This is a genomic window from Rhizobium sp. BR 362, from assembly GCF_036528765.1.
Lineage (GTDB): Bacteria > Pseudomonadota > Alphaproteobacteria > Rhizobiales > Rhizobiaceae > Rhizobium.
The window spans coordinates 260,509-284,820 of record NZ_JARWGH010000006.1; the positions used below are offsets into that span (position 1 = coordinate 260,509).

The 24,312-nt window shown below is 57.6% G+C and carries 20 protein-coding genes and 2 tRNA genes; 7 read left to right on the top strand and 15 right to left on the bottom strand.

Annotated elements, in window-relative coordinates:
* Positions 1–13: 13 nt before the first annotated feature.
* The 11 genes from QDY28_RS11700 to QDY28_RS11750 all read right to left on the bottom strand — a co-directional run bounded on the left by QDY28_RS11700 (position 14) and on the right by QDY28_RS11750 (position 8,724).
* Positions 14–1,960, bottom strand: a complete 1,947-nt coding sequence (locus QDY28_RS11700) for a PrkA family serine protein kinase (RefSeq protein WP_331381837.1) — start codon at positions 1,958–1,960, stop codon at positions 14–16.
* Between the two features lie 467 nt (positions 1,961–2,427).
* Positions 2,428–2,503: transfer RNA gene (locus QDY28_RS11705), tRNA-Phe, on the bottom strand.
* 184 nt (positions 2,504–2,687) lie between these two features.
* Complete coding sequence (gene yacG, locus QDY28_RS11710; protein ID WP_331381838.1) at positions 2,688–2,897, bottom strand: DNA gyrase inhibitor YacG; 210 nt, start codon at positions 2,895–2,897, stop codon at positions 2,688–2,690.
* A gap of 5 nt (positions 2,898–2,902) precedes the next feature.
* Positions 2,903–3,523 carry a Maf-like protein gene (locus QDY28_RS11715; protein WP_331381839.1) on the bottom strand — a complete coding sequence of 207 codons (621 nt, stop codon included), beginning with the start codon at positions 3,521–3,523 and terminating at the stop codon, positions 2,903–2,905.
* 57 nt (positions 3,524–3,580) lie between these two features.
* On the bottom strand, positions 3,581–3,799 hold the full coding sequence (infA, locus tag QDY28_RS11720) for a translation initiation factor IF-1 (protein WP_004117876.1): 219 nt from the start codon (positions 3,797–3,799) through the stop codon (positions 3,581–3,583).
* Positions 3,800–3,942: 143 nt separating this feature from the next.
* On the bottom strand, positions 3,943–4,410 hold the full coding sequence (locus tag QDY28_RS11725; RefSeq protein ID WP_331381840.1) for an arsenate-mycothiol transferase ArsC: 468 nt from the start codon (positions 4,408–4,410) through the stop codon (positions 3,943–3,945).
* 5 nt (positions 4,411–4,415) lie between these two features.
* Positions 4,416–4,889 carry a UPF0262 family protein gene (locus QDY28_RS11730; RefSeq protein WP_331381841.1) on the bottom strand — a complete coding sequence of 158 codons (474 nt, stop codon included), beginning with the start codon at positions 4,887–4,889 and terminating at the stop codon, positions 4,416–4,418.
* A gap of 3 nt (positions 4,890–4,892) precedes the next feature.
* Positions 4,893–6,191: a histidinol dehydrogenase gene (gene hisD / locus QDY28_RS11735; protein ID WP_331381842.1), complete on the bottom strand. Its 1,299-nt coding sequence runs from the start codon at positions 6,189–6,191 to the stop codon at positions 4,893–4,895.
* 253 nt (positions 6,192–6,444) lie between these two features.
* Positions 6,445–6,888 (bottom strand): DUF2948 family protein, encoded by a 444-nt coding sequence (locus QDY28_RS11740; protein WP_331381843.1) that lies wholly within the window; start codon positions 6,886–6,888, stop codon positions 6,445–6,447.
* A gap of 131 nt (positions 6,889–7,019) precedes the next feature.
* Positions 7,020–8,312: a UDP-N-acetylglucosamine 1-carboxyvinyltransferase gene (gene murA, locus QDY28_RS11745; protein ID WP_331381844.1), complete on the bottom strand. Its 1,293-nt coding sequence runs from the start codon at positions 8,310–8,312 to the stop codon at positions 7,020–7,022.
* A gap of 142 nt (positions 8,313–8,454) precedes the next feature.
* Positions 8,455–8,724 (bottom strand): hypothetical protein, encoded by a 270-nt coding sequence (locus QDY28_RS11750; RefSeq protein ID WP_331381845.1) that lies wholly within the window; start codon positions 8,722–8,724, stop codon positions 8,455–8,457.
* Between the two features lie 154 nt (positions 8,725–8,878).
* On the opposite strand from QDY28_RS11750, the gene QDY28_RS11755 reads away from it, so the two are divergent.
* From QDY28_RS11755 to QDY28_RS11785, 7 genes are all read left to right on the top strand, one after another.
* Positions 8,879–8,953: transfer RNA gene (locus QDY28_RS11755), tRNA-Thr, on the top strand.
* A gap of 85 nt (positions 8,954–9,038) precedes the next feature.
* Positions 9,039–10,757 (top strand): site-specific integrase, encoded by a 1,719-nt coding sequence (locus tag QDY28_RS11760; RefSeq protein ID WP_331381846.1) that lies wholly within the window; start codon positions 9,039–9,041, stop codon positions 10,755–10,757.
* A 108-nt stretch (positions 10,758–10,865) separates the two neighbouring features.
* Positions 10,866–12,413 carry a type I restriction-modification system subunit M gene (locus QDY28_RS11765; protein ID WP_331381847.1) on the top strand — a complete coding sequence of 516 codons (1,548 nt, stop codon included), beginning with the start codon at positions 10,866–10,868 and terminating at the stop codon, positions 12,411–12,413.
* Between the two features lie 2 nt (positions 12,414–12,415).
* Entirely contained in the window at positions 12,416–13,825 is a 1,410-nt protein-coding gene (locus QDY28_RS11770) for a restriction endonuclease subunit S (RefSeq protein ID WP_331381848.1), read from the top strand.
* Complete coding sequence (locus QDY28_RS11775) at positions 13,822–14,613, top strand: DUF6615 family protein (RefSeq protein WP_331381849.1); 792 nt, start codon at positions 13,822–13,824, stop codon at positions 14,611–14,613. The genes QDY28_RS11770 and QDY28_RS11775 overlap by 4 nt, the downstream gene beginning before the upstream one ends.
* Positions 14,614–14,669: 56 nt before the next feature.
* Positions 14,670–16,802, top strand: coding sequence for a GmrSD restriction endonuclease domain-containing protein (locus tag QDY28_RS11780; protein WP_331381850.1), 2,133 nt, complete (start codon positions 14,670–14,672; stop codon positions 16,800–16,802).
* Positions 16,803–16,823: 21 nt separating this feature from the next.
* Positions 16,824–20,024: a type I restriction endonuclease subunit R gene (locus QDY28_RS11785; protein ID WP_331381851.1), complete on the top strand. Its 3,201-nt coding sequence runs from the start codon at positions 16,824–16,826 to the stop codon at positions 20,022–20,024.
* A gap of 74 nt (positions 20,025–20,098) precedes the next feature.
* Here QDY28_RS11785 and QDY28_RS11790 read toward each other — a convergent pair whose 3' ends face one another.
* The 4 genes from QDY28_RS11790 to QDY28_RS11805 form a co-directional block, all read right to left on the bottom strand.
* The gene (locus tag QDY28_RS11790) at positions 20,099–20,377 is read right to left on the bottom strand and encodes a hypothetical protein (protein WP_331381852.1); all 279 of its coding nucleotides are present in this window, start codon (positions 20,375–20,377) and stop codon (positions 20,099–20,101) included.
* Positions 20,378–21,148: 771 nt separating this feature from the next.
* Positions 21,149–21,892: a hypothetical protein gene (locus tag QDY28_RS11795; protein WP_331381853.1), complete on the bottom strand. Its 744-nt coding sequence runs from the start codon at positions 21,890–21,892 to the stop codon at positions 21,149–21,151.
* A 214-nt stretch (positions 21,893–22,106) separates the two neighbouring features.
* Positions 22,107–22,787: a hypothetical protein gene (locus tag QDY28_RS11800; RefSeq protein ID WP_331381854.1), complete on the bottom strand. Its 681-nt coding sequence runs from the start codon at positions 22,785–22,787 to the stop codon at positions 22,107–22,109.
* Positions 22,788–23,367: 580 nt separating this feature from the next.
* A complete protein-coding gene (locus QDY28_RS11805; RefSeq protein WP_331381855.1) occupies positions 23,368–24,066 on the bottom strand; it encodes a recombinase family protein in 699 nt (232 codons plus the stop codon).
* Positions 24,067–24,312 lie beyond the last annotated feature (246 nt).

Below are 24,312 nucleotides of genomic sequence, written 5' to 3' on the forward strand. Positions count from 1 at the left end.
CTTCCTTGGTGGCTCATCCTGCCTGTTTCACACGCATGTACCATTCCACAAGCCGTCGAACCTGACGCTCGGTATAGCCCCGCGCCATCATGCGTTCGACGAATTCGCCATGTTTCTTTTCCGTCTCGCCATCCTTCTTGGACCCGAACGAGATCACCGGCAGGAGGTCCTCGACCTGGGAGAACATTCGCTTTTCGATGACCTCGCGAATCTTCTCGTAACTGGTCCAGGACGGATTCTTACCGCCGTGGCTTGCCCGCGCCCGCAGGCAGAATTTCACAATCTCGTTGCGGAAGTCCTTGGGATTGGCGATACCCGCCGGCTTTTCGATTTTGGTCAGTTCCTGGTTGAGAAGCTCTCGGTCCAGAAGCTGGCCGGTATCCGGATCCTTGAAATCGACATCCTCGATCCAGGCATCGGCGTAATCGACATATCGGTCAAAGAGATTCTGGCCGTAATCCGCATAGGATTCCAGATAGGCTTTTTGAATCTCATGTCCAATAAATTCCGCATAGCGCGGGCCAAGTTCGCTCTTGATGAACTCGATGTAGAGCTTTTCCGTTTCGAGCGGCAGTTGCTCGCGGCGGATCGCCTGCTCCAGCATATACATCAGATGCACCGGATCGGCGCCGATCTCCGTCGTATCGTAGTTGAAGGTCGCCGCCAGCACCTTGAAGGCGAAGCGGGTGGAAGCCCCATCCATGCCTTCGTCGACACCGGCCGCATCGCGATACTCCTGCACGCTGCGCGCCCTCGGATCGGTCTCCTTCAGGCTTTCGCCGTCGTAGACCCGAAGTTTCGAGAAGGCCGTCGAGTTCTCGTGCTTGGCAAGCCTTGTCAGAACCGTGAAGCGAGCAAGCGTCTCCAGCGTCGACGGCGCGCAGGGCGCGTCGCTAAGTTCGGACTCCTCGATCAGCTTCTCGTAGATTTTCTGCTCTTCGGTGACCCGCAGGCAATAAGGTACTTTCACGACGCAGATGCGGTCGATGAAAGCCTCGTTGTTCTTGTTGGACTTGAATGTCTGCCATTCCGACTCGTTCGAGTGAGCGAGAATGATGCCGGAGAAGGGAATGGCGCCGATGTTCTCGGTGCCGATATAATTGCCCTCCTGCGTCGCCGTCAGCAGAGGATGCAGCATCTTGATCGGCGCCTTGAACATTTCCACGAATTCGAGAATGCCCTGGTTGGCGCGATTGAGCGCACCGGAATAGCTGTAGGCATCCGGATCGTTCTGCGCCAGGCTTTCGAGCTTGCGGATATCGACCTTGCCGACTAGCGAGGAAATATCCTGGTTGTTCTCGTCACCCGGTTCGGTCTTAGCGACGGCGATTTGCCGCAGCCTGGATGGCTGTATCCTGACCACACGGAAGCGGGAAATATCGCCCTCGAACTCTTCCAGCCGCTTCAGGCACCACGGGCTCATCAGCCCGGTTAGCCGCCGGCGCGGGATGCCGTAGCGCTCCTCGACCATCGGCCCCATAGACACCGGATCGAACACGCTGAGCGGGCTTTCGAACACCGGACTGAGCTCGTTGCCGGCCTTCAGCACATAGATGGGATGAACCTCCATCAGCGACTTCAGCCGCTCGGCAAGCGAGGATTTACCGCCGCCGACAGGCCCGAGCAGATAGAGGATCTGCTTGCGCTCCTCCAGCCCCTGCGCCGCATGGCGGAAGAAGGCGACGATGCGTTCGATCGTCTCTTCCATGCCGAAGAAGCCCGAAAAAGCCGGATAGGTCCGGATGGTTCGGTTCATGAAGATACGCCCGAGGCGGGTATCCTTGGCCGTATCGATCAGCAGCGGTTCACCCATCGCGGCCAGCAGGCGCTCCGACGCATTGGCGTACATGAGCGGATCATCCCGGCACGCATCCAGGTATTCAGAGAATGACATCTCGACTTCGCGCCGTGCTTCGAAAGAACGGGCGAACGTGTTAAATAGCACATCGTTGTTTAACATGGCGCCTCGATAGCTTGCTATTTGCAATAAACGCCGGACTTAGCGAGATCGTTTCCCGCCAGTATCTAAGGTGCGGTAATACTCGCTTCGAATCAATAGGTGACCCTTCAATAATTCGTACGCTTGATTGCATTAGCCATCAATATCTTGAAAGGTTCTTTCACCGGAATTAATAATTAATACCTCTAAAGTTGCGAAGTTTGGCCACGCCTCCACCATTAGACGCGCTTGACAGCCCGGGCGAAAACGCGAAGCGGATTCGCTCTTCTTCAGACAGCCTTGAGCCGCGATATCGCGATTAAAACAAAGGGAAATCCAGGATCGGACTCTGGAGCAGAATCAACCTCCCGCCGCTGACCACTTGCCTGGGTGGACATGCAACAGGCAACTGCCGTGCTGCACTTTAGGCGCGTCATTGCTTACAGCCGATAAGGCCTCCGCGGGCACCGATGATCGTGAAGATAGAATGGTGCCCAGGACCGGAATCGAACCAGTGACACGCGGATTTTCAATCCGCTGCTCTACCAACTGAGCTACCTGGGCATCCTTGCTTCACGCTGATCGAAAGGTCTTGGAAGACCCTGGGCGGTTGGTTCGCCCCGGAAGCGAGCGGGGTTATAGCATCTTGTTCGCCCATGTCCAGCCGCAAATGACTCTTTTTTGACAGGAAATGGATTTTTGGCGATTCATAAATAAAATGAAGGGCTTCGTCGAAATGGCAAAGCGCCTATTCCTCGTCGGACGCCTTGGTCTCGTCCTCGGCCACGGGAATGCCATAGGTGCCGTTCAGCCAGCGAGACAGATCGAGCGAGCGGCAGCGATCCGAGCAGAAGGGATAATGTTCGCGCACAGAGGGCCGCCCGCATTCCGCGCAAGGCCGTGTCTTGCGTAGCGGCTCGATCTTTGCGCCCACTCCGATTTTGCCATCGTCCGCCATGACGATCATCCTTCCTGCCATTCCGCGTAGACGTCGAATCCCTCGCCCGCGAGAAGCAGCATGGTTTCATAAAGTGGCAATCCAACGACATTCGTGTAGGAGCCGATCAGCTTCTGCACAAAGGAGCCGGCAAGCCCCTGTATGCCGTAGGCACCCGCCTTGCCCCGCCACTGGCCGGAGGCGAGATACATGTCGATGTCCTTGCTGGACAGCCGTTTGAAGCGGACCTTGGTCTCGACCACCTTCTGACGCAGTTTGCGATCCGGCGTGATCAAGGAGATGCCGGTATAGACGACATGGCTGCGGCCGGAGAGCAGATGCAGCGCCGAAGACGCCTCGTCGACGAATTCCGCTTTCGGCAGGATCCGCCGACCGACGGCAACGACGGTGTCGGCGGCAAGGATATAGCTTCCCTGCCATGCGACATCGCCCTTCACCGCCGCAAAGGCCGCCTCGCTCTTTTCCGCCGAAAGCCGGCGTGCCAGCGAGCGCGGGTGCTCCGACTTCTTCGCAGCCTCGTCGATATCCATGGGCATCAGGCGCGCCGGTTCAATTCCCGCCTGATGCAGGAGGTCGACGCGGCGCGGCGATCCGGAGGCCAGTATCAGCTTGTGTTTCAGCGCCATAAAACCTCGACCGTGACAGGCGGCAGACGGAGGGCCGGCTCGGATGCGAGCTGCGGACTACTTGAAACGATAGGTGATGCGGCCCTTGGTCAGGTCGTAGGGTGTCATTTCCACGAGCACCTTGTCGCCGGCGAGAACACGGATGCGGTTCTTGCGCATGCGGCCGGCGGTGTGAGCGATGATCTCATGCTCGTTTTCCAGCTTCACGCGGAAGGTCGCATTCGGCAGCAGTTCGGTGACGACACCGGGAAATTCAAGGACTTCTTCTTTCGGCATTAAAGCTTCTTTTCCTGTGGGGTTGATGCCGGCGCCCATGACCAAAAAGTAAGGCCGCCGGAAATTTGCGCGGAAACTACACAATCGCCGCGGTTTTGTGAACCTCGTTGATAAGGCTTTCTGCATTTGTTTAACGCGGCACTCTAAAGAGAGCCGCGATGCTCGACCAGCCGGCTTTCGATCATGCCGAGAAGATGGTCTCTCACCTCGCGATAAGCATTGAGAATCTGCTCGCGCGTGCCGCCCGCAACAGAGGGATCGATGGTCGGCCAATAGATGACATCGATGGCATTGGCGCGCGTCAGCTCCAGCGCCGCATGATGCGCTTCAGGAGAAAGCGTGATGATGACATCGAAGAAATCATCCTCCAGTTCCTCCAGCGTCTGCGGCTGCCGCCGCCCGAGCGAGAGGCCGATTTCGTTGAGGACGACATCCACGAAAGGATTGCGTTCGCCGGCGCGGACCCCCGCCGAGGCAACATAGGTGCCCTGCGGCAGCATCCCGCGCGCGATCGCCTCGGCCATGGGGGAGCGGATGGTGTTGAGCCCGCACATGAAGAGAATGGCGCCCGGCGGCTTTCCGTTATGCTCGATAGCCTTCGGCTGTTCCATCGCCGTCACCCGCGCCAGTAGAGCACGCAGACGAGTGTGAAAAGCCGTCGGGCCGTATCGAAATCCACGATGATCTTGCCCTTCAGCCGCTCCATCAGCGTCCGCGAGCCTTCATTGTGAATGCCGCGACGACCCATGTCGATCGCTTCGATGCGGCTGGGGGTGGCCGAGCGGATGGCTTCGTAATAGCTTTCGCAGATCATGAAGTAGTCCTTCACGATCCGGCGAAACGGCGTCAGCGACAGGATATGGGTGGCGACGACGCCCCCCGTTTCCATGCGGATATCGAAGACCAGCTTCTGGTCGACCAAAGATAGATTGAGCCGGTAAGGGCCGCCGTCATGGCCGACGGGCTCGAAACTATTTTCCTCGATCAGATCGAAGATGGCGACAGCGCGCTCGTGTTCGACGTCGGGCGTCGAACGGCCGATCGTGTCGTCCAGGACCACGTCGCTCAGCCGGAACACGCTGTCAGCCATGCTTTACCCTTCGAGATTGAGGCGGATCGCAACGGATCGCGCATGAGCATCGAGCCCTTCGGAATTGGCGAGCGCGATCGCCGCCGGTCCAAGCGTGCGCAACTGCTCGGGGCCGAGCCTCAGGATCGAGGTGCGCTTGACGAAATCAAGCACCGAGAGCCCGGACGAGAAGCGCGCGGAGCGGGCCGTCGGCAGCACGTGATTGGAGCCGCCGACATAATCGCCGATCACTTCCGGCGTATGACGGCCGACGAAGATCGCGCCGGCATTGCGAATGCCGGCAAGCAGCGCGTCCGGATCGTCGACGGCGAGCTCGACATGTTCGGCGGCGATGCGGTTGGCGAGCGGAACGGCCTGCTTCAGGTCGGAAACCAGAATGATGGCGCCGAAATCCCGCCAGCTCGCGGCCGCCGTCTGCGATCGGCCGAGCTGCTTGAGCTGCCGCTCGACCGCGTCTTCGACGGCCTTGCCGAATGCGGCATCATCGGTGATCAGGATCGCCTGCGCACCCTCGTCATGCTCCGCCTGCGCCAGAAGATCGGCGGCAAGCCAATCCGGATCATTATGTTTGTCGGCGATGACGAGCACTTCCGAAGGACCGGCGATCATGTCAATGCCGACGGTGCCGAAAACCTGCCGCTTGGCGGCGGCGACATAGGCATTGCCGGGGCCGGTGATCTTGGCGACCGGGGCAATCGTCTCGGTGCCGTAGGCAAGTGCCGCAATCGCCTGCGCGCCGCCAACGCGGTAAATCTCCTCGACGCCGGCCATGCGGGCCGCCGCCAGAACCGCCGGATTGACCGCGCCCTTCATGGTCGGCACGGCGATGACGACGCGGTCGACGCCGGCGACTTTGGCCGGCACGGCATTCATCAGCACCGAGCTCGGGTAGCTCGCCGTGCCACCGGGCACATAGAGGCCGACGGCTTCGATCGCCGTCCAGCGCGAGCCGAGACCGACGCCGAGATCGTCCTCATAGATATCGTCCTTCGGCAATTGCCGGCGATGATGCGATTCGATACGGGTGGCGGCGACCTTCAGTGCGCCCAGCACTTCGGCGGGTACGGCGGCAATTGCCGCATCGATCTCCGCTTCACTGACGCGCATCGGGGTCGTGGCGAAATCGATGCCTTCGAATTTCCTGGAATAATCGGCAAGAGCCGCATCGCCCCGCGCCCGCACATCGTCGATGATCGCGCGTACGACGGCGTTCACATCCTCGGACACTTCCCGCTTGGTCGTCAGAAAAGCGGCAAACTGCTCATCGAAACCTTCCGATGCCTGATCCAGCCAGATAGCCAACGCTGATAATCCCTTCCCTGAAGCCGCCGCACACGGCCGAAACTCATTCGCCTAAAGCTCGTCGCGATCTTTCAGATTCGCTCCCACGCTTTAGCTCCTTGTTTGTGCATGTCGTTTTCGCAAAACCGCCGCACACTTTTGCGCGACATGCATTAGAGCGGTTCAGCGTTTCACGGAATCGCTTTCCCGCTCTACCCTTTTGTCTTTACGCATTCCGGACGGAAAACCGCTTCGCACTTTTCCTGGAAGTGCTCTAAGTGGCCTCGTCCGGATGACTGGGCTTGTTAGCCGTTTCCCACGCGCCGCCGATATCTGCAAGCTGAACTTCGATACATTCGACATCGAGGGCGATCGTCGCCTTGCCGGCGAGCGTCAGCTCGATCGTGCCATCCGGTCCCTCGCCCTTCGGATCGAAGCGGATAGCGAGCAGAGACAGCACCTCGTCCCGACGGCGCCGGTCGACCCCGCTGGAGCGCACCGCCAGCACCCGCTTGAACACCAGCGCCGAGCGATGGCGCTCGAACGGCTTGTCCTTCTGATCCGACAATTCCCAGACGAAACGGTTGGCGGCTATGGAAAACTGCCCGAGTCGCGGCGCATAGGACATGTCGGAAACCTTGAAGACGCTGTCCTGCATATGCGCGGAGATCACGCCCAGGTCTTCGTTGTCGAGTGCCATTAGCTTGAGATTGGTCATTCGCCTGATATCCCCGATCGCCACGGAAATGCCGATACCGGCATTTCCCCGTGATGGAAATAGGATGCGGGCGCTGAAGACGCAACCGGAGAAAACGGGCTTCTCCCGCCTCTTCTCATGAACGACCGGATTTAGTCGCTGATGCGCTCGACGACGGCGCCGCAGCGCGTCAGTTTTTCTTCCAGCCGCTCGAAGCCGCGATCGAGATGGTAGACGCGTGAGACCAGCGTTTCGCCCTCGGCGGCAAGGCCGGCGATGACCAGCGAGACGGAGGCGCGCAGGTCCGTCGCCATGACCGGCGCCCCCTTCAGCCGCTCGACGCCTTCGATCTTGGCGGTCTGGCCGGAGAGCGAGATCTTCGCGCCGAGGCGGGCGAGCTCCTGCACATGCATGAAGCGGTTTTCGAAGATCGTCTCGGTGATATGCGAGGTGCCGGTCGAACGGGTCATCAGCGCCATGAACTGCGCCTGCAGGTCGGTCGGGAAACCCGGGAAGGGATCGGTGACGATATCGACTGGCTTGATGCCGACGCCGTTGCGCCGGACCCGAATGCCGGTGTCGGTCGCCGAAATATCGGCCCCGGCGCGGCGCAGGCTTTCCAACGCCGTGTCGAGCAACGCCATGTCGGTGTTTTCCAGGCGAACATCGCCGCCGGCCATAGCAACGGCCATGGCATAGGTGCCGGTCTCGATGCGATCCGGCAGGACGCGATGGCGCGCGCCGGAAAGCGAGGTGACGCCTTCGATGGTGATCGTGCTGGTGCCGGCACCGGAAATCTTGGCGCCCATGGCGATGAGGCAATTGGCGAGATCGGCGACTTCCGGCTCGCGGGCCGCATTGCCGATGACCGTCGTGCCGCGGGCGAGCGTCGCCGCCATCATCATCACATGCGTCGCGCCGACCGAAACCTTCGGGAAGACATAACGAGCGCCGATCAGGCCGCCCTTCGGCGCGGTGGCGTTGATATAGCCGCCATCGATTTCCATGGTGGCGCCAAGCGCCGTCAGGCCTTCGATAAAGAGATCGACCGGACGCGTGCCGATGGCGCAGCCGCCCGGCAGCGACACGCGCGCCTGGCCCTCGCGGGCAAGCAGCGGCCCGATGACCCAGAAGCTGGCGCGCATCTTGGCGACCAGCTCATAGGGCGCCGTCGTGTCGGCGATGGTGCGGCAGGTGAAATGGATGGTACGGGAATAGCCGTCTTCCTGGCGCTCGCGCCGGCCATTGACGGCGACATCGACGCCGTGATTGCCGAGGATGCGCATCAGAAGCTCGACATCGGCGAGATGCGGCACGTTTTCGAGCGTGAGCGTATCGCTGGTGAGCAGCGAGGCGATCATCAGAGGCAGAGCTGCATTCTTGGCGCCGGAGATCGGAATGATACCGTTGAGCTCGTTGCCGCCGACAATCCTGATACGATCCATATATGACTACGGGCGAGGCCCGCCTTTCCTGAAGTTCCGTGCGCCAAATTCCACGCGTATGGGGAGAGAGCGCTGTTTAGACGAAATAGTTTAACGCATCAATTCGTTTGATGGCTCTTTGATGATGACCAACATCAAATCATTACGATTCGTCCATTTTTGCGGCGGCATCCTTCGCATCGGACGAATTTGCAGCGGGAAGTCCATCCGTCTCATCCGCCTGGCCCGCACGGCGCGCCCGGACCTGCTGTTTGCGGCGGGCAAGATTTTCGCGCAGCTTCTGAGCCGCCCGCTCGCGGCGCCGCTCCGCCTCGATATTCACCTTCGCGCCCGCGCCTTCCCCCGCCCCGCCGGCCGTCAAACCGCCCTGCGAGCGCTGCTCATCACCAGTTTTCGTCTTATCCGCACACATCCCCTTCCCATAGCCGAAATCCCCAGCCTTCAAAAGACCGACATCATTTTTCCAGCGATCTTTCACCGAACTTGAAATTTGCGGCTTGCACTTACCTCTCACCTATGGCAATAGCCGCCTCGCCCAATACGGCGCACGCAACGCGCCACGGTTTGCTGCTATAGCTCAGGGGTAGAGCACTCCCTTGGTAAGGGAGAGGCCGAGAGTTCAAATCTCTCTAGCAGCACCAGTTTTCCTTGTTATTTTGCAAGGACTTACCAGAAAATCAATGGGTTACAGTTTCGTTTGCTCCAGCATACTGCTACAGCGGAGCCATGAACGACATGCCCTTACCCTCTCGCCTCATTAAACGCGGAAACGTCTACTGGTTGAGGTGTTCGATCCCGCGCGACATCAAAGATTCCTACCCCAAGACAGAAGAAACGTTCTCACTGGGGACCCGCGACTACCAGGACGCGCTGAAAAGACATCGGAAGGCCTCTGCGGAAGTTGATGAACGGTTCGCAGAACACAGGCTGCGTCAAAAGCAGCCGTCGCTTGCCGAGCTATCTGACGCTCAGATCAAACATGTCGAGGAGGTCTACTACACGCATCTCCTAGAAGAGGACGAAGAACTCCGGCTTTCAGGGCTCGCCGAACGCGACTTCGACGAATACGCCGAGCTGATCGAAGACATGGAAGGGGTGAATCGGTACGATCTAGCCCGAGGCAGGCTCTCAGCCTTTGCTCGTGCTGAAGCGATGGAGGTCCTCACCTGGGACAATGTTGAACTAAAGCTGTCCCCGGATTCCCTTAGTTGGGCAAAGCTGACAAGGGCAATCCTCAGCGCTAGTGTCAGAGCCGCAGTGGCCAAGCACCAGCGCAACGAGGGGTCACCTATTGAAACTCCGGTGATGCCTAAAGCCAACCCAATCGATACGCGTCCTGATGCGTCAAAGATCATGGGCGCCTGGGTTGCCGAGAAGACCCGAGCCAACGGTGGCTGGACACCAAAGACTGCTGAGGCGAACCGTCTATGGACGGAGCGCTTCATTGAGATGGCAGGTGACAAGCCACTGAGCGATTATGTGAAGGCGGATGCCCGTGAGTTCAAGGCAGCACTACTGTCGCTGCCACCTAATTGGACGAAGACGAAGGGCTTTGAGAAGCTTCCCATGAACGAGGCGGCAAAGCGAGCCACCGAACTGAGCCTTGAGCCCATGTCAGGGAAGAACGTCAACAAGGTTCTCGGGTTCGTACGAGCATTCTGGAACTGGGCTGAGGCGAACTATGACGATGTCCCGAGCAACCCCTTCGGTGGGCTGAACGTTAAGATCAGTGGCAAGGCACGTGATGAGCGCCACCCATTCACACCGGCCGAGCTATCGACGATCTTCCGCTCTCCGATTTACACGGGCTGCCTGAGCGTCCGCTACCACAACACACCCGGCGACCTTATTCCGAGTGACCAAGGCGTCTATTGGGTCCCATTGGTCGGCTTATTCACCGGCTGTCGCTCTGGTGAAATCATCCAGCTCCGCGCGGAGGATGTGAAGGAAGAAGGCGGCATCGCCTACATCGAGGTCACCGACGAAGGTGAGGACCTCAGCCTCAAGAACAGCGGATCGCGTCGGCGCATACCTGTCCATCAAACGCTCAAGGACATCGGCTTCCTGCGTTTCGTCGAGCGGCAGCGAAAGCAGAAGCACAAGCGACTGTTCCCCGACCTTCCGAAGGCGGCGGACGGCACTTATTCAACAGCCTACTCCACTAAGTTCGGCAACACGTTGAAGGCTCTGGACATCAAGCATGACAGGATTTCCTTTCACAGCTTTCGCCACGGCTTCGAGGACGCCTGCCGCAACAGCCGCATCCCGCTCGATTTTGTGAATGCTTTGCAGGGTCACGTTCAACAAGGCATGGCAGGGCGCTATGGAAATGGCCTCTATGGGCTACAGTTGCTCCGAGACGAAATGGAGAAGCTTTCTTATCTAGGGCTTGACCTGAGCCACCTAAAAGTGGGCCCGCGATCGACATCTGAAATTTTATCTTAAGCCGCCGTTAGAAGCGGCTGCAATTTAACGAGCATTTAAGCCACACTTCTTTACAGCTAGAACGTGCTTGCCTATCGTCACGCCAAATCATTTTGGGAGATAGCCCTCGTGGCAAAAGAGAATAATGGTGACCTCGGCTTCACAGCCGAGCTTTTTAAGGCTGCGGACAAGCTCAGGGGCAATCTAGAGCCGTCGGAATACAAGCATGTGGCGCTCGGCCTCATCTTTCTGAAATACATCTCCGACGCCTTCGACGGGCTTCATGCCAAACTCGAGGCGGATCAATATGCGGATGCGGAAGATCCAGAGGAGTACCTAGCGGAAAACGTTTTCTGGGTGCCAAAGGAAGCTCGGTGGAGCCATCTCCAGGCCAATGCTAAGCAGCCGGAGGTCGGGAAACTGATCGATGACGCGATGGAGGCCATCGAGCGCTTCCCGTCGAACGAAGGGCTGAAGGGCGTTCTGCCGAAGAATTACGCCCGCCCAACGCTCAACAAGACCATGCTCGGCGAGCTGATCGATCTCTTCTCCAACATCGGGCTACATGACTCATCCGACAAGGCGAAGGATCTGCTCGGCCGCGTCTATGAATATTTCCTCTCCAGCTTTGCCAGTTCGGAAGGCAAGCGTGGCGGCGAGTTCTTCACACCCCGTTCCGTGGTGCGCACACTGGTCGAGATGCTGGAGCCCTACAAGGGTCGCGTCTATGACCCCTGCTGTGGCTCGGGCGGCATGTTCGTGCAGTCGGAAAAGTTCATCGAGGAGCATGGCGGGCGGCGCAATGACATTGCCGTGTATGGCCAGGAGATCAACCACACCACCTGGCGTCTGGCCAAGATGAACCTTGCCGTTCAGGGGATTGATGCCGATATCCGCTGGAACAACGAGGGCAGTTTCCACCGCGATGAGCTGTCGGACCTGAAGGCCGACTTCATCCTTGCCAATCCGCCCTTCAACATCTCCGACTGGGGCGGCGAGCGGCTGACGGAAGATGCCCGCTGGAAGTTCGGCACGCCGCCCAAGGGCAATGCCAATTTCGGTTGGCTGCAGCATATCATCCACCATCTCGCCCCACGTGGTACCGCTGGTGTAGTGCTGGCCAATGGCTCCATGTCCTCCCAGCAATCCGGCGAAGGCGATATCCGCAAGGCGATGATCGAGGCGGACGTAGTGGATTGCATGGTGGCTCTGCCGGGTCAGCTCTTCTATTCCACGCCGATTCCTGCGTGCCTCTGGATCCTCGCCCGCGACAAGAGCTCCAATGGTCACCGGGACCGACGCGGCGAAATGCTCTTCATTGATGCCCGCAAGGTCGGTTTCATGGTAGATCGTGTTCGTCGCGAGTTCACGGCTGATGACATCGAGAAGATCGCCGGCGCCTATCACAGATGGCGCTCGAAGCCGGAAACTCGAGCCAAGAATGGCTGGTCGGACTATGAGGATGAACTGGGTTTTTGTAAGTCGTCTTCAATTGGCGAAGTGCGAGATAAAGGCCACGTTCTGGCGCCAGGCAGATACGTAGGATCAGAAGGGCGAGAAGATGACGAGCTTTCTTTCGCCGACCGCTTCAATCTCTTAAAACAGACACTTGACGCGAATTTCGATGAAGCAAGAAAAATTGAGCAGCGCATCCGACATAATCTGGACCGAATCTGATCATGGAGAAAACTGCGAAACGGAAATTAGGCGGCAGAGAAGCAACGTCGGCGCGGATCGACGGTGACGTTGCCTTAGCAGTAGGCAAGCCGGATCGCGCTCCACCAAAGGGTTGGAGATGGCGTTTGCTAACTGATTTGGCACGGCTCGAAAGCGGGCACACGCCCAGTCGAAAAAGACCCGAATACTGGGGCGGGGAGATACCATGGATCGGCATTCGCGACGCGACTGGTAACCATGGACGGACGATTTCCCAAACCAACGAATACACCAACCAGCTTGGCATCGCCAACTCGGCCGCCAGGATTTTACCGGCTGGGACAGTATGTTTGTCTCGTACCGCGTCAGTCGGGTATGTCGTGGTGATGGGATGCCCGATGGCGACCAGTCAGGATTTCGTGAATTGGTCTTGCGGCCCTGATCTATCCGCCAACTTCCTAAAGTATGCGTTGATGGCCGAAGGTGAAGCGCTTCTTAGATTTGCTAGCGGCTCAGTTCATCAGACAATTTATTTTCCAGAGGTGAAATCTTTCTATCTGGCTACTCCTCCAATTTCCGAGCAGATCGGAATTGCCGAGATCCTCGGCTCCCTCGATGCTAAGATCGAGCTGAACCGGCAAATGAACGAGACGCTGGAGGCAATGGCACAAGCGCTCTTCCGTGACTGGTTCGTGGAATTCGGCCCGACCGGCCGTAAACTGCGAGGCGTCACCGATCCGGTCGAGGTCATGGGCGGACTCGTGCAGAACGTCGAGCGAGCGCTAGCTCTCGCTGCCCTTTTCCCCGCCAAACTTGACCAAGACGGGCTGCCGGAGGGGTGGAAGGGCGGTACGCTCGGTGATCTAGCAAAGTCTGCTGGGATTACCGTCGATCCGAACTCGATTGAGCCGCAAACTCCTTACATCGGACTCGAGCACATGCCGCGAAAGTCAATCGCCCTGAACGAATGGGAGGCGGCATCAAAGGTAACGTCGACAAAGGCGAAGTTTGAAGCCGGACAGATTCTGTTCGGAAAGCTTCGTCCTTACTTCCACAAGGTCGGCGTGGCACCAGTGGATGGAGTTTGCTCTACGGACATAGTGGTACTCGATGCAAAGACCGCGATGGACCGGCCTCTGCTAACTTCACTAGCTTCAAGCGACGAGTTTGTGAGGTTCACGGATCGAGGCTCGACAGGCACCAAGATGCCTCGGACTGGCTGGGCCAACATGAAAAGCTATCCACTTGTCAAGGCGTCGGAAGCCGTCCGCCAATCCTATAGCGATCTTATCGGGCCAATGCTGGATAGGATTGTCGCCAATGTCCATGAGAACCAGGCGCTCGCCGCCACCCGTGATCTTCTCCTTCCGAAGCTCATGTCGGGCGAAATCCGACTGTCTGATGCTGAGGATCTGATGGAGGCGGCGCAGTGAATGGGGCGAATCTGAACCTCTGCCAGACATTCCTCGAACTCGGGGATGCCATTTCCCGCAACCTCGAACTGGCTTATGGCAGTCATATTTCGTATGGCGAAGAAACAATCACAGAAGGCAGCCTGCTGCAAATCTGGAATCGCCACTCCGCGATCATTGATATTCAGACCTTCTCCAAGCCTAGGGAGGCCATGAATGGGGCGGATTGGGAGTGGCATCTCATTGGTCGAAAATACACGCTGAAAATGCGGGTTCAGGCTAAGCGCTTGGCGAAGAACGGACTGCAGATCAAAAGGCTTTATTCGCAGAAAGCCAAGACTGCGCCGCACCCTCAGATTGATATGTTAATTGCCGATGCAACGCTGCAGGGACTGCTTCCGGTTTATTGCTTCTATAGCGCGGAAGCGGCCAGAAGCACCTGGACCACCGCAACAATGCCGCCCCGCTACCAGGCCGGATGTCTAGCAGGTCGGGCCAGCGATATCAAAGTCCGAGGAAGCAAATACCTCTATTCGATCGAACAGGTCTGTGTTCCGTGGCACTTTTTAGTTTGTCCAAAATTAGATCAAAGATCTCCATTTCCGAGTATCGCCTTCCTGAACGGGTATGGTGAGATGGGCGAAACGGCACTCAAGGTGCGTGAGCCTTATATTGTGAGCACAGAGGCCTTGGAGCACCCAGAGGCCTACCGTAAACATGCTATTCGAGAGTTGCTCGACGTTCCGCAGTACTACCAACCGGTTCCAGTCGTTGGCCGAGTCTCCATTGATTGCAGGCAGATTGAATAGCATTGAATCCGGATTGACCGCATAACATCTAGTTAAATTCCCTGTTGAGAGATTTCATGAAAATCAGAAGCATTTTGGAGAAGATCGACGAACGACAGCTCTTCGTTCCCGCCTTCCAGCGCGAATATGTCTGGAAGAAGAAGGACGCCAAGCTGCTGATCGACTCGATGATCAAAGGCTATCCGACAGGGACTATTCTGACCTGGGACACGAATCATCCACCGGAACTAAAAGGCGATCATGTCTATGACTCTTTGCAGGGGGCTATCAAGATCCTACTTGATGGCCAGCAGCGTGTCACGACGCTCTACATGCTGATCCGTGGTGAACTCCCGCCCTACTATACGCTTGGCGAGATTACAGAGGATACACGCGGCCTTCATGTCAATGTCGAGACGCAAGAAATCGAATATTACCAGAGGCGTATGGAGAATGATCCGCGCTGGCTGAATATAACGGATATCTTTAAACGCAGCGTTCGAACAAGAGACATAATTCGAGCTCTGGAGTCGAACGGGCGCGAGATACGGCGAGAGGATGAAGACAGGATAGATGACACGTTTTCAGCGATTCAAGGCATTCTCGATCGCGAATTCCCGGAACAAATCATTCCTATCAAGGCGTCGCTGCGCGAGGCAATTGACATCTTCTACATCGTCAATGCCGGTGGCGTGGCGCTGACGGACGCCGAACTCGCGCTTGCTCAGATCTCGGGTTACTGGCCTCAAGCTCGTGAAGCATTCAAGAAGAAGCTGGACGCGCTGAAGACGAAGGGCTTTATCTTCAAGCTCGATTTCATCGTTTATGCACTGCTTGCCATCTTACATCAAGGTGGGTCCGACATGCGCAAGCTGCATTCGGCCGATAACAACGATGCCATACGCCAAGTCTGGGACGCGTTAGACAACAAGGTTCTGGATTACGTCGCGAACCTGCTACGCAGCCATGCCTTTGTCGATCATACCGACGAGATCAACTCGATCTACGCGGTTATCCCAATCGTCGCTTACAGCCACCGCATGAATTGCAAGCTCAGCCATACAGATATTCTTAAAGCAGTGAAGTGGTTCTACTACTCCCAGGTTCGGCGGCGATACGCTAGCCAGATGCCTCAGAAGCTTGATCACGACCTAAAGATTGTTAAGGAGTCGGCTACCCCATTTGATCGCTTGCTCGACGTTATCCGGGAAGAGCGTGGCGGCAACATTGCCATTACGCCCGATGAATTTGTCGGTAGCGCTATTCAGCATCCACTGTTTGGGCTCGTCCGTTGGCACCTGAAAAGTCGCGGCGCAAAATGCCTAACCACGGGTGTCTCGATCCACCACCCGATGGGTGAGAAATATAGGCTAGAATACGACCATATCTTCGCATTTGCCAAACTCAGGGCGGCGGGATACGGACAGGGCAACCGGCTTCGCTACCAATTAGCACAAGAACTAACTAACCGGGCCATTCTGACCCAGATCGCAAATCGCTCCAAGGGTGCAAAGGAGACTGAAGCCTATCTCTCCGGCGTAGCGCAAAACCAACCTCACGCGCTTCGGTTGCAGCTCATCCCGGAAGACCCTGAGCTTTGGCAGATCGAGAACTATGAGCTTTTCCTCAAAACGCGCCGCAATATCCTTGCCGACAGTCTGAATGCCTGGCTTGAGGGCTTAGCTGAGACCCACGCTGTCGCTGAGGGCATCTCGCTTGAAGATCTGATTGCAGAGGGCGAAAACGAGGAAGTGGAGTTCAAGCAAACCCTGCGTTGGGACCTAAAGCAGGGCACCGTGAACAAGGAATTGGAAGGCGTCATCATGAAGACGATTGCCGCCTTCACGAATGCGCACGGGGGCACTCTTCTGATCGGTGTCGCCGACGACGGGGAGATTGCAGGTCTGGACAGCGACTACAAGTCTCTCAGCGGCGGCAATCGTGACAAGTTCGAGCTGCACCTCAAGAATTTGATCATCAACATGTTCGGTGAAGCTTTCGCAGCTACCAAGGCGAAGCTTTCCTTCCACGAATTCGATGAGACGGAAATCTGCCGAGTCGAGATCTTGCCTGCGAATAAGCCGACCTACATCAAACTGGCGGACAAGGGCGGTGCCGCACAGGATCGCTTCTATGTCCGGAATGGTAACTCCTCACGCGAGATGACGGGCGATCAGGCTATCACCTACATTAGGGAGCGTTTCGTCTGAGACGAGCGGAAGGGGAGCCTCATGGAAGATGTCTTGTATCAGCAAACGGCAACATCCCCTTCAGGCTTCTCCGAAGGGCTTGTCGAAGAAGTCGTCATCTCCACCTTCCAAGAACTCGGTTACATCTACCAACCATCAGCAGTGATCTCTCCCGATGGCCCGACACCCGCCCGTCTAGCCTATGGTGACGTGCTCCTCTCGGATGTTCTCGCTGGAGTGGTCGAGCGGCTGAACCCCGCCATCCCGCCTGACGCCCGCGAACAGGCGACTCGCCAGCTCTCGATCACGGAAACCCCTTCTCTGGTCGAGGAAAACCGTCGCATCCATCGCCTGATCACCGAGGGTATCGATGTCGAATTCCGTATCGGCGATGGCGAAGTCAAGGGCGACAAGCTCTGGCTGATCGATTTTGAGCATCCGGAAAACAACGACTTCCTAGTGACAAATCAGTTCACGGTCGCCGAGGGCAAACACACCCGGAGGCCTGATGTGATGGTCTTCGTTAACGGTCTTCCGCTCGGCATCATCGAGTTAAAGAACGCGGCGAGCGAGAGCGCCACAATCGACCAGGCCTACAGCCAGCTTCAGACCTACAAGGAACAGGTCCCGTCGCTATTCCGATCCAACGCCGTGATGGTGGCCTCCGACGGGATGCTGGCCCGGATCGGTTCCCTGACGGCGGATTCCGAACGCTTCATGCCATGGCGATCTGTGACCGGGGCGGACGGTGATTTCACACCACACGGCCCTTACGAGATGGACACGTTGCTACGTGGTGTCTTCGAGAAGGAACGCTTCCTCGCTTTGATCCGGGACTTCACCGTGTTCGGAGATCGGGGCGAAGGTCCCTTCAAGATCATCGCCGGATACCACCAGTTCCACGGTGCGCGGAAGGCGATCACCAGCGCCATCGAAGCCGTCAAGCCGGATGGCGACCGCAAGATTGGTGTGATCTGGCATACGCAGGGTTCCGGCAAGAGCCTTCTGATGGCTTTCCTTGGTGGCCTGATGGTCCGCTCCCGTCAACTGGAAAACCCGACGTTGATCGTGCTGACAGATCGTAACGATCTGGACGACCAGCTCTTCGGCACCTTCGGTCTCTGCAAGGATCTGATCCGACAGACGCCGGAACAGGCGAACAGCCGTGATGACTTGCGCAAACTTCTCAATCGTGCGTCCGGCGGTGTTATCTTCACCACAGTGCAGAAGTTTATGCCCGATGCCGGGGAGGAGAACTTCCCCATGCTCACCGATCGCAGAAACGTGATCGTCATGGCGGATGAGGCGCACCGCAGCCAGTATGGCTTCGATGCAAAGCTGAATCGTGAGACCGGCCAACGACGGTATGGCTATGCGCACTACATCCGCCAGGCTCTGCCCAACGCCTCGTTCATGGGTTTCACGGGTACGCCCATCGAGGCGGAGGACGTCAACACGCCAGCCATCTTCGGCGAATACATTGACATCTACGACATCAGCCGGGCTGTCGAGGATGGCGCGACGGTGCCCATCTACTACGAGAGCCGCCTCGCCAGGATCGAACTGAACGAGGAGGAGAAGCCCAAGATCGATGCCGAGATCGAGGCGATGCTCGAAGACGAGACCCTGACCGAGCAGGAAAAGCAGAAGGCACAGTGGGCGACCGTGGAGCGCCTGGTGGGCTCCAAGAAGCGGCTAGCACAGGTGGCCGCCGATCTTGTGGCCCATCTGGAGAAGCGCATTGAAGGCTTACCTGGCAAGGCCATGGCGGTCTGCATGAGCCGCCGCATCTGCGTCGATCTCTACAACGAAATCGTGCGGTTGCGCCCTGACTGGCATTCGGACGATGACGACAAGGGGGCTGTGAAGATCGTGATGACCGGGTCGGCATCCGATCCGCTCGACTGGCAACCGCATATCGGAAACAAGAAGCGCCGAGACGACCTCGCAAAACGGGCCAGAAAGGTGGATGACGCACTGAAGCTGGTGATTGTTCGTGATATGTGGCTGACAGGCTTCGACGCCCCTTGCATGCACACCATGTACATCGACAAGCCCATGCGCGGCCATGGTTTGATGCAAGCCATCGCTCGTGTGAACCGTGTTTTCAAGGACAAGCCCGGTGGACTGGTTGTCGATTACATCGGCATAGCCACCAACCTGAAAAAGGCCCTGGCTCAGTATTCCCAGTCTGACCGCGACAAAACGGGAATCGACGAGGAAGAGGCTGTTGCGGTCCTTCTGGAAAAATATGAGATCGTCAGGGGGATGTTCGCGGGCCACGATTATAGCCTCGGCATCATCGGCAAACCTGTCGAGCGATTGAAGGCACTTGCCAACGGAATTGACTGGATCCTGAAGTGGCAACAGGCGGAAGCTACCAAGGTAGAGAGCCAGGAAGCCAAGAAACAGGCTCATCGGCGATATCAGGATGCCGTGCTGGAACTGAGCAAGGCTTACGCGCTGGCGTCAGCCAGTGACGACGCAGCCGAAATTCGGGATGAAGTCGGTTTCTTCCAAGCCGTGCGGGCCGCTCTGGTCAAGACAACGGCCACAGGCAAGATGTCTGACAAGGCCAAATCGCTTATGGTCGAGCAGCTTCTCAACCAGGCCGTGGCCAATGCGGAGATCGTCGACATTCTCAAGGCGGCAGGTCTCCAATCGCCGGACATATCGGTGCTGTCCGATCAGTTTCTGATGGACGTCCAGAAGATGGAGAAGAAAAACCTCGCTCTGGAGGCCCTGAAAAAGCTCCTGAACGGCGAGATTAAAAGCCGATCGAAGACCAACGTCGTCGAGTCCAAGGCTTTCTCCCGGCGGCTGGAGGAAGCCGTTGCCCGCTACCATGCCAACGCGATTTCGACAGTCGAGATGATTCAGGAACTGATCGCGCTTGCGAAAGAAATGCAGGCAGCCTCTGCACGAGGTGATGAACTTGGCCTCTCTCCGGAAGAGATCGCCTTCTATGACGCCCTTGCAGGGAACGAGACGGCTGTCCAGGTCATGGGTAGCGTGCAGCTACGCGTGATTGCTCATGAACTCGTCGAGCAGATGCGTAAGTCCGTAACCGTTGACTGGGAGCACAAGGCAAGTGCGAGAGCGAGGATGCGCGTTCTGGTGAAGCGTATCCTCAAGAAGTTTGGCTATCCGCCCGATCTAGAGCAGGAAGCGGTTCAGACTGTACTAGCTCAGGCTGAGTTGCTCCTAAGAGAGGTCACTGGGTCGGGCAAGGCGGCACAATAGCGGCACAAACCGCATATCGGCCATTTACTTTGGCTGGTGTTGGACATTGGTTCCGGGTCCTATGCGGATGCGTATCAAGCGACCTCGATCTCGTAAATGGTTGCTTTCCGTTCCGTGCCGGCTAACCAACCGGTTGCCAACGTGATCAGCATTAAAGCATCGGTATCGCTGTTGCACCCCGGCCTGCCATTCTCGATGCCTCGCAAGAAAAATGTCGCGAGCATAATCGCTTCGAGGGCATCGGTGGTGGTCTCAAATATAATGCTGTAGTCGCCCGAGATAGTTGCGCTTCCCTGAACGATGTCGCGCACTCGGTAGACCAGCTTCTTCGGCGGCTCGGTAGCGGTGCTCATCACTTTCTTCTTGGAACGATCGAACGAGAGGACCGTAGCGGTCGCTGGAGTTGAAGTCAGGTCGAGTTTGTTAGATCCAGTCATACAAAGTTCCTTTTGAAATGCCCAAGGTCGGGCGTTGCCCGGAGAAAGAATGTCGGCCGGGCCTGAGGCGGTTTGGCAAATGTGGATGTTGGCTAAAGCGATGGTCTTTTTGGGCGCTCCCCGGTCAGGTCGGTGATCTGGGCGTTAACCCTGCGGAGTGCGTGAAGAGCTCGATTGTAAGCGCTTGGTGTCTTGGCGAGAATTGTTGCTCGATACCAGATCAACTGTTTTTCCAGCAGGGCTTCGTGGGCCGTCATAGCTGGAAGGGCAGATTTATCCATGTCGTTTCGAATTTCCTATTTTTGCCCATGACTGGGCGTTGTCCGAAAGCGGGATTGCTGTCGAATTGGGTGGAACGCTGATTGGCTGAGGTCGCACTCTGTCGAGTTGCCCTCAGTGGATGCAGCGCCGATGTTCAGGTGTTCACTGCGTGGGAGACCACCCCGATCAGAACGGGCGAAGCCCTTCACTTGCGACCGACCAAGGGCTCAGAGGACCTACGTTGCAGTGGATGTAGGCGTTGCCTCTGCATCCTTGGTCGATGTTCAAGGGATTGGTCTTCATGGCCGGGGGCCTTCTCCACGTCGGTCATCGTTACGATGGCGTTGCGGAGTTGTTGAGGTCTGACCGGATGGGATTGGTCTCAGTCCCGTTCCGGGCTGTCCATCGTTAGGATGGTGTCCGGTTCTATGTTTCGAAGGTGTTCAGGCCACCTGTGTCGACTATGGTATATATGGCGGAAGGACGGTTCGATGTTACCTTTTTGCCTAGAAGGCGGAGGTTTCGATGCACGGTCATCTTCGACAACCCTGTCAACCGAACGATGTCCACCTGCCGCAACGTGGGATCATCCGCAAGTAACTGGCCGATGACCTCGATTGCCTTAGGTTCCTTCTTCGGTGGCTTCCTCAGCACCGCACTCATGGCAAGCATCTTGTCGATATAGGCCCAGCCTGTCGGAGTAATCCAATCCAGGTCATAGCCCTTGACAGCCGTCACTCTCCGACCGTAGCGCATCTTCACGGCCCATTCTGACAGCCTTAGACGACTTGAATACTCAGGCTTCGTCTGCATCGGATCGGAGACCATTGGCACCATCTTGACCTCGCTCTCCCCATGGAGAATGCCAAGGTCTACGAGGGCGGCTCTGGTTTTCCTTGGTCCCATCTCAAGTCGTTTGGCTAGTTGCCCTACCGTAAGGTCACCGCCTCGGTACGAGAGGGGTTCAGGCACGACGGTGACTTCGCCGGTTGCCGGATTGACGATCTGTGTCCCTGGTCGCACACGCCAGTCGTGATCGAGGCTACATGGCTCGTGCCAAGCATCCCTGAGCAAGGTGTAGGCCGGTGCATCATCATCGTTGCTCCAGGCGGGGTGTCTGGCAATCAGCGCCTGATCGCTCCCCGCATCTGTGATCTCAGCGGCGATCACAGTGTAACGCCTCCGCCGCGTCCTCTAGGGGCTTGGGAGCTTACCACGAGCGCCTGGGCCGCTTCTTGCAACCGCCGCGCGGCGCGTTCCTCCCTCCGCTCTTCTTTATCGAGCGCGGCTCGTACCGCCTTGTCGATCCTGTTTGCTTGCTTCCTCCACGTTACCGCCGCAGCTTTGCGCATCCGGGCATATTCAGCGCGTGTCCGGTGCGGCTTCATACTGCACCTCCGGTCTGCTCCGGTCCAAGTATGGCGTCACGTTCGGTTCTGGCTTTCTGCCGTGCCACCTCCAAGGCTCGCGCCTTGCGACGGGCGATCTCTACACCGTAGCCGGTAAGCTTGGTGTCCTCGATGATCGACCACAGCACCCTTATGGTCCTCGGCGGTATCTCCCGGTAAACCGTGCGGGTAAGCCCGTTCACCGACCACTTGTACGTCGCCTCTCGCGGGTTCAGCCGAAGCAGCATTCGAACCGTCTGGAAGCGGAAGCCTTCGTCGTACTTCCAGCGGCGCTGATCGTCTTCGTACCAGAACCCCATGGCCATCAGGAGTTTGCATACAGTGCCGCTGTCGGTCTCCTTGGACAGCGAAACGATTGCCTTGGATGCCTGAAGTTCATGCACGTTGACCGGAACCCCACGATCTGAACCGTCAATGTGGGCCTGAGCCTTGGCTACTGTGCGGCTCCAGATGTCGTTCATGATGTCATTGGAATTGGCCGCCGATACGGTGGTCAAGTAGCTGTCGATCTCCTTGAGGTATGGTTTGAGGTCTGCTTTCGTCACGCCGGTCTGGTGAGGATGTCCATGGCGGGCTTTGGTTCTCTTATGGCGCTCGCAAAGGGAGCTGAAGCCGTTGGTCTGCGTCGAGCAGCCCTGGGCCTTGCAGGTTTTCATGTGTGTTGGTGATCTCGTCTGGGAATTAGGTCGTGGCAGAGCAGCGATCTATCACTCTGTTCATGCAGCATACTGCATGGCCGAAACCGTACCTGGACCCTGAGGCACGGGGGCGGGACTTATTTGAGCAGTCTGGATAATCTATGAGGTCATGTCGTGGGCTATGGTTGTCTGTCGGTGCATCTCAGGGGGCTCGGGGTCGTTGTCCCTGCCAGTCCCTCACCGCTCGGTTCATCGTTCCGGCCACCTGCCGTCCCGCCTTGCCACTGCTTACGATCATTCGACCGTTCCCGATTTGGTGCTTTGTTTCCGCTCTACGGGGCCGCTGTCCGACCCCTGCGCTGGGGTGGTGTCCCCAGACCGTCAGGCGAGAACGGTTATGCCCCATTCAGCGAGTTTCCGTCAAGCGGATTTCGCGAGAAAATTAAATGAAAACAGCTATTTAATGAAATCAGCAGACACGCTAGATCTTTAATCTGGTGCGCACCCAAGCAGGTCAGGCGCTCTACGGTGTGCATGGGAAAATCGTTGACCCCAAAATGGGAAAATGTGACAGCCAGAAAATGAGACCAAAGCAGCCTCACGCCTGCTTCCGGCCTCGTTCGATCACCCGGGAGACCTGCGTTGCCGTCCATGTGCCGCCACGGGAGGTCGCCACGCCCATACTGTTCAGCGTTTCGGCTATGGCGCTTAGGGTCTGCCCCGACGACCGCAGCGGCCCAACAATCTTCATGACCTTGGCGGCTTCGGCATCCGCCTTCTGCTGGATCGCTTCGTTGCGCTTCATCGTCTTGTCGCGGAGCCCCCCAATCCGCTTTGAGTACGTCGGGTCCGCCTTCCGCTTTGCCGCGTGGGTGACCTTCGCCGCCGCCAATGCTGCCTTCGTCCGCGCCGAGATAAATTCCCGTTCCTGCTCGGCCAACGCCGCGTAAATATGAAGTTGGAACTTGTCGGCCTGCGGCATCTGAGCCACCCGAAGCTTCACCTTCCTGTCATCCATGAGGGTTGCAATGAAGGCGACCTTACGGCTGAGGCGGTCAAGCTTCGCCACCAGCAACTCCGCGCCGGTCTTCCGAACGAGGTCCAGTGCCTTCGCCAACTCGGGCCTGTCATTTTCGGAGCCGGATTGAATATCCTGAAACTCTCCCGCCACCTCGAAGGGGACGTCGGAGAACTGCTCAAGGAAGATATCAATGTCTCGCTGCTGAGCATCTAGGCCGTGGCCGCTCTTGCCTTGGTCCTCGGTGCTGACGCGCTTGTATATGACGTACTGTTTCACGACGTGTTCTCCTGTCCAAAGAGAGCATGTCAGGCGAATTATCTAATGTCAACGTTCATTGTGCACGTAAAACACAATAACTTCAGATGCTCTGCGCTAGCAGGCTACGCAACGAAGCACCGGTCGCCTACTCGGGCCACCCTGGTTCGATAGGCGGCGACGGGGCCACGGGGGGGTGATGCCGCGCGGCTATCCCTCATGATGCCACCTAAAATTTCTGCAATGAAAACGAACGCGCCCTTAAGC

Bases quoted from the DNA above. Each gene is read 5' to 3' on its own strand.
- QDY28_RS11700 (WP_331381837.1), bottom strand. From the start codon at position 1,960: ATGTTAAACAACGATGTGCTATTTAACACGTTCGCCCGTTCTTTCGAA.
- yacG (WP_331381838.1), bottom strand. From the start codon at position 2,897: ATGGCGGACGATGGCAAAATCGGAGTGGGCGCAAAGATCGAGCCGCTA.
- QDY28_RS11715 (WP_331381839.1), bottom strand. From the start codon at position 3,523: ATGGCGCTGAAACACAAGCTGATACTGGCCTCCGGATCGCCGCGCCGC.
- infA (WP_004117876.1), bottom strand. From the start codon at position 3,799: ATGCCGAAAGAAGAAGTCCTTGAATTTCCCGGTGTCGTCACCGAACTG.
- QDY28_RS11725 (WP_331381840.1), bottom strand. From the start codon at position 4,410: ATGGAACAGCCGAAGGCTATCGAGCATAACGGAAAGCCGCCGGGCGCC.
- QDY28_RS11730 (WP_331381841.1), bottom strand. From the start codon at position 4,889: ATGGCTGACAGCGTGTTCCGGCTGAGCGACGTGGTCCTGGACGACACG.
- QDY28_RS11740 (WP_331381843.1), bottom strand. From the start codon at position 6,888: ATGACCAATCTCAAGCTAATGGCACTCGACAACGAAGACCTGGGCGTG.
- murA (WP_331381844.1), bottom strand. From the start codon at position 8,312: ATGGATCGTATCAGGATTGTCGGCGGCAACGAGCTCAACGGTATCATT.
- QDY28_RS11750 (WP_331381845.1), bottom strand. From the start codon at position 8,724: ATGTGTGCGGATAAGACGAAAACTGGTGATGAGCAGCGCTCGCAGGGC.
- QDY28_RS11760 (WP_331381846.1), top strand. From the start codon at position 9,039: ATGAACGACATGCCCTTACCCTCTCGCCTCATTAAACGCGGAAACGTC.
- QDY28_RS11770 (WP_331381848.1), top strand. From the start codon at position 12,416: ATGGAGAAAACTGCGAAACGGAAATTAGGCGGCAGAGAAGCAACGTCG.
- QDY28_RS11780 (WP_331381850.1), top strand. From the start codon at position 14,670: ATGAAAATCAGAAGCATTTTGGAGAAGATCGACGAACGACAGCTCTTC.
- QDY28_RS11785 (WP_331381851.1), top strand. From the start codon at position 16,824: ATGGAAGATGTCTTGTATCAGCAAACGGCAACATCCCCTTCAGGCTTC.
- QDY28_RS11790 (WP_331381852.1), bottom strand. From the start codon at position 20,377: ATGAGCACCGCTACCGAGCCGCCGAAGAAGCTGGTCTACCGAGTGCGC.
- QDY28_RS11800 (WP_331381854.1), bottom strand. From the start codon at position 22,787: ATGAAAACCTGCAAGGCCCAGGGCTGCTCGACGCAGACCAACGGCTTC.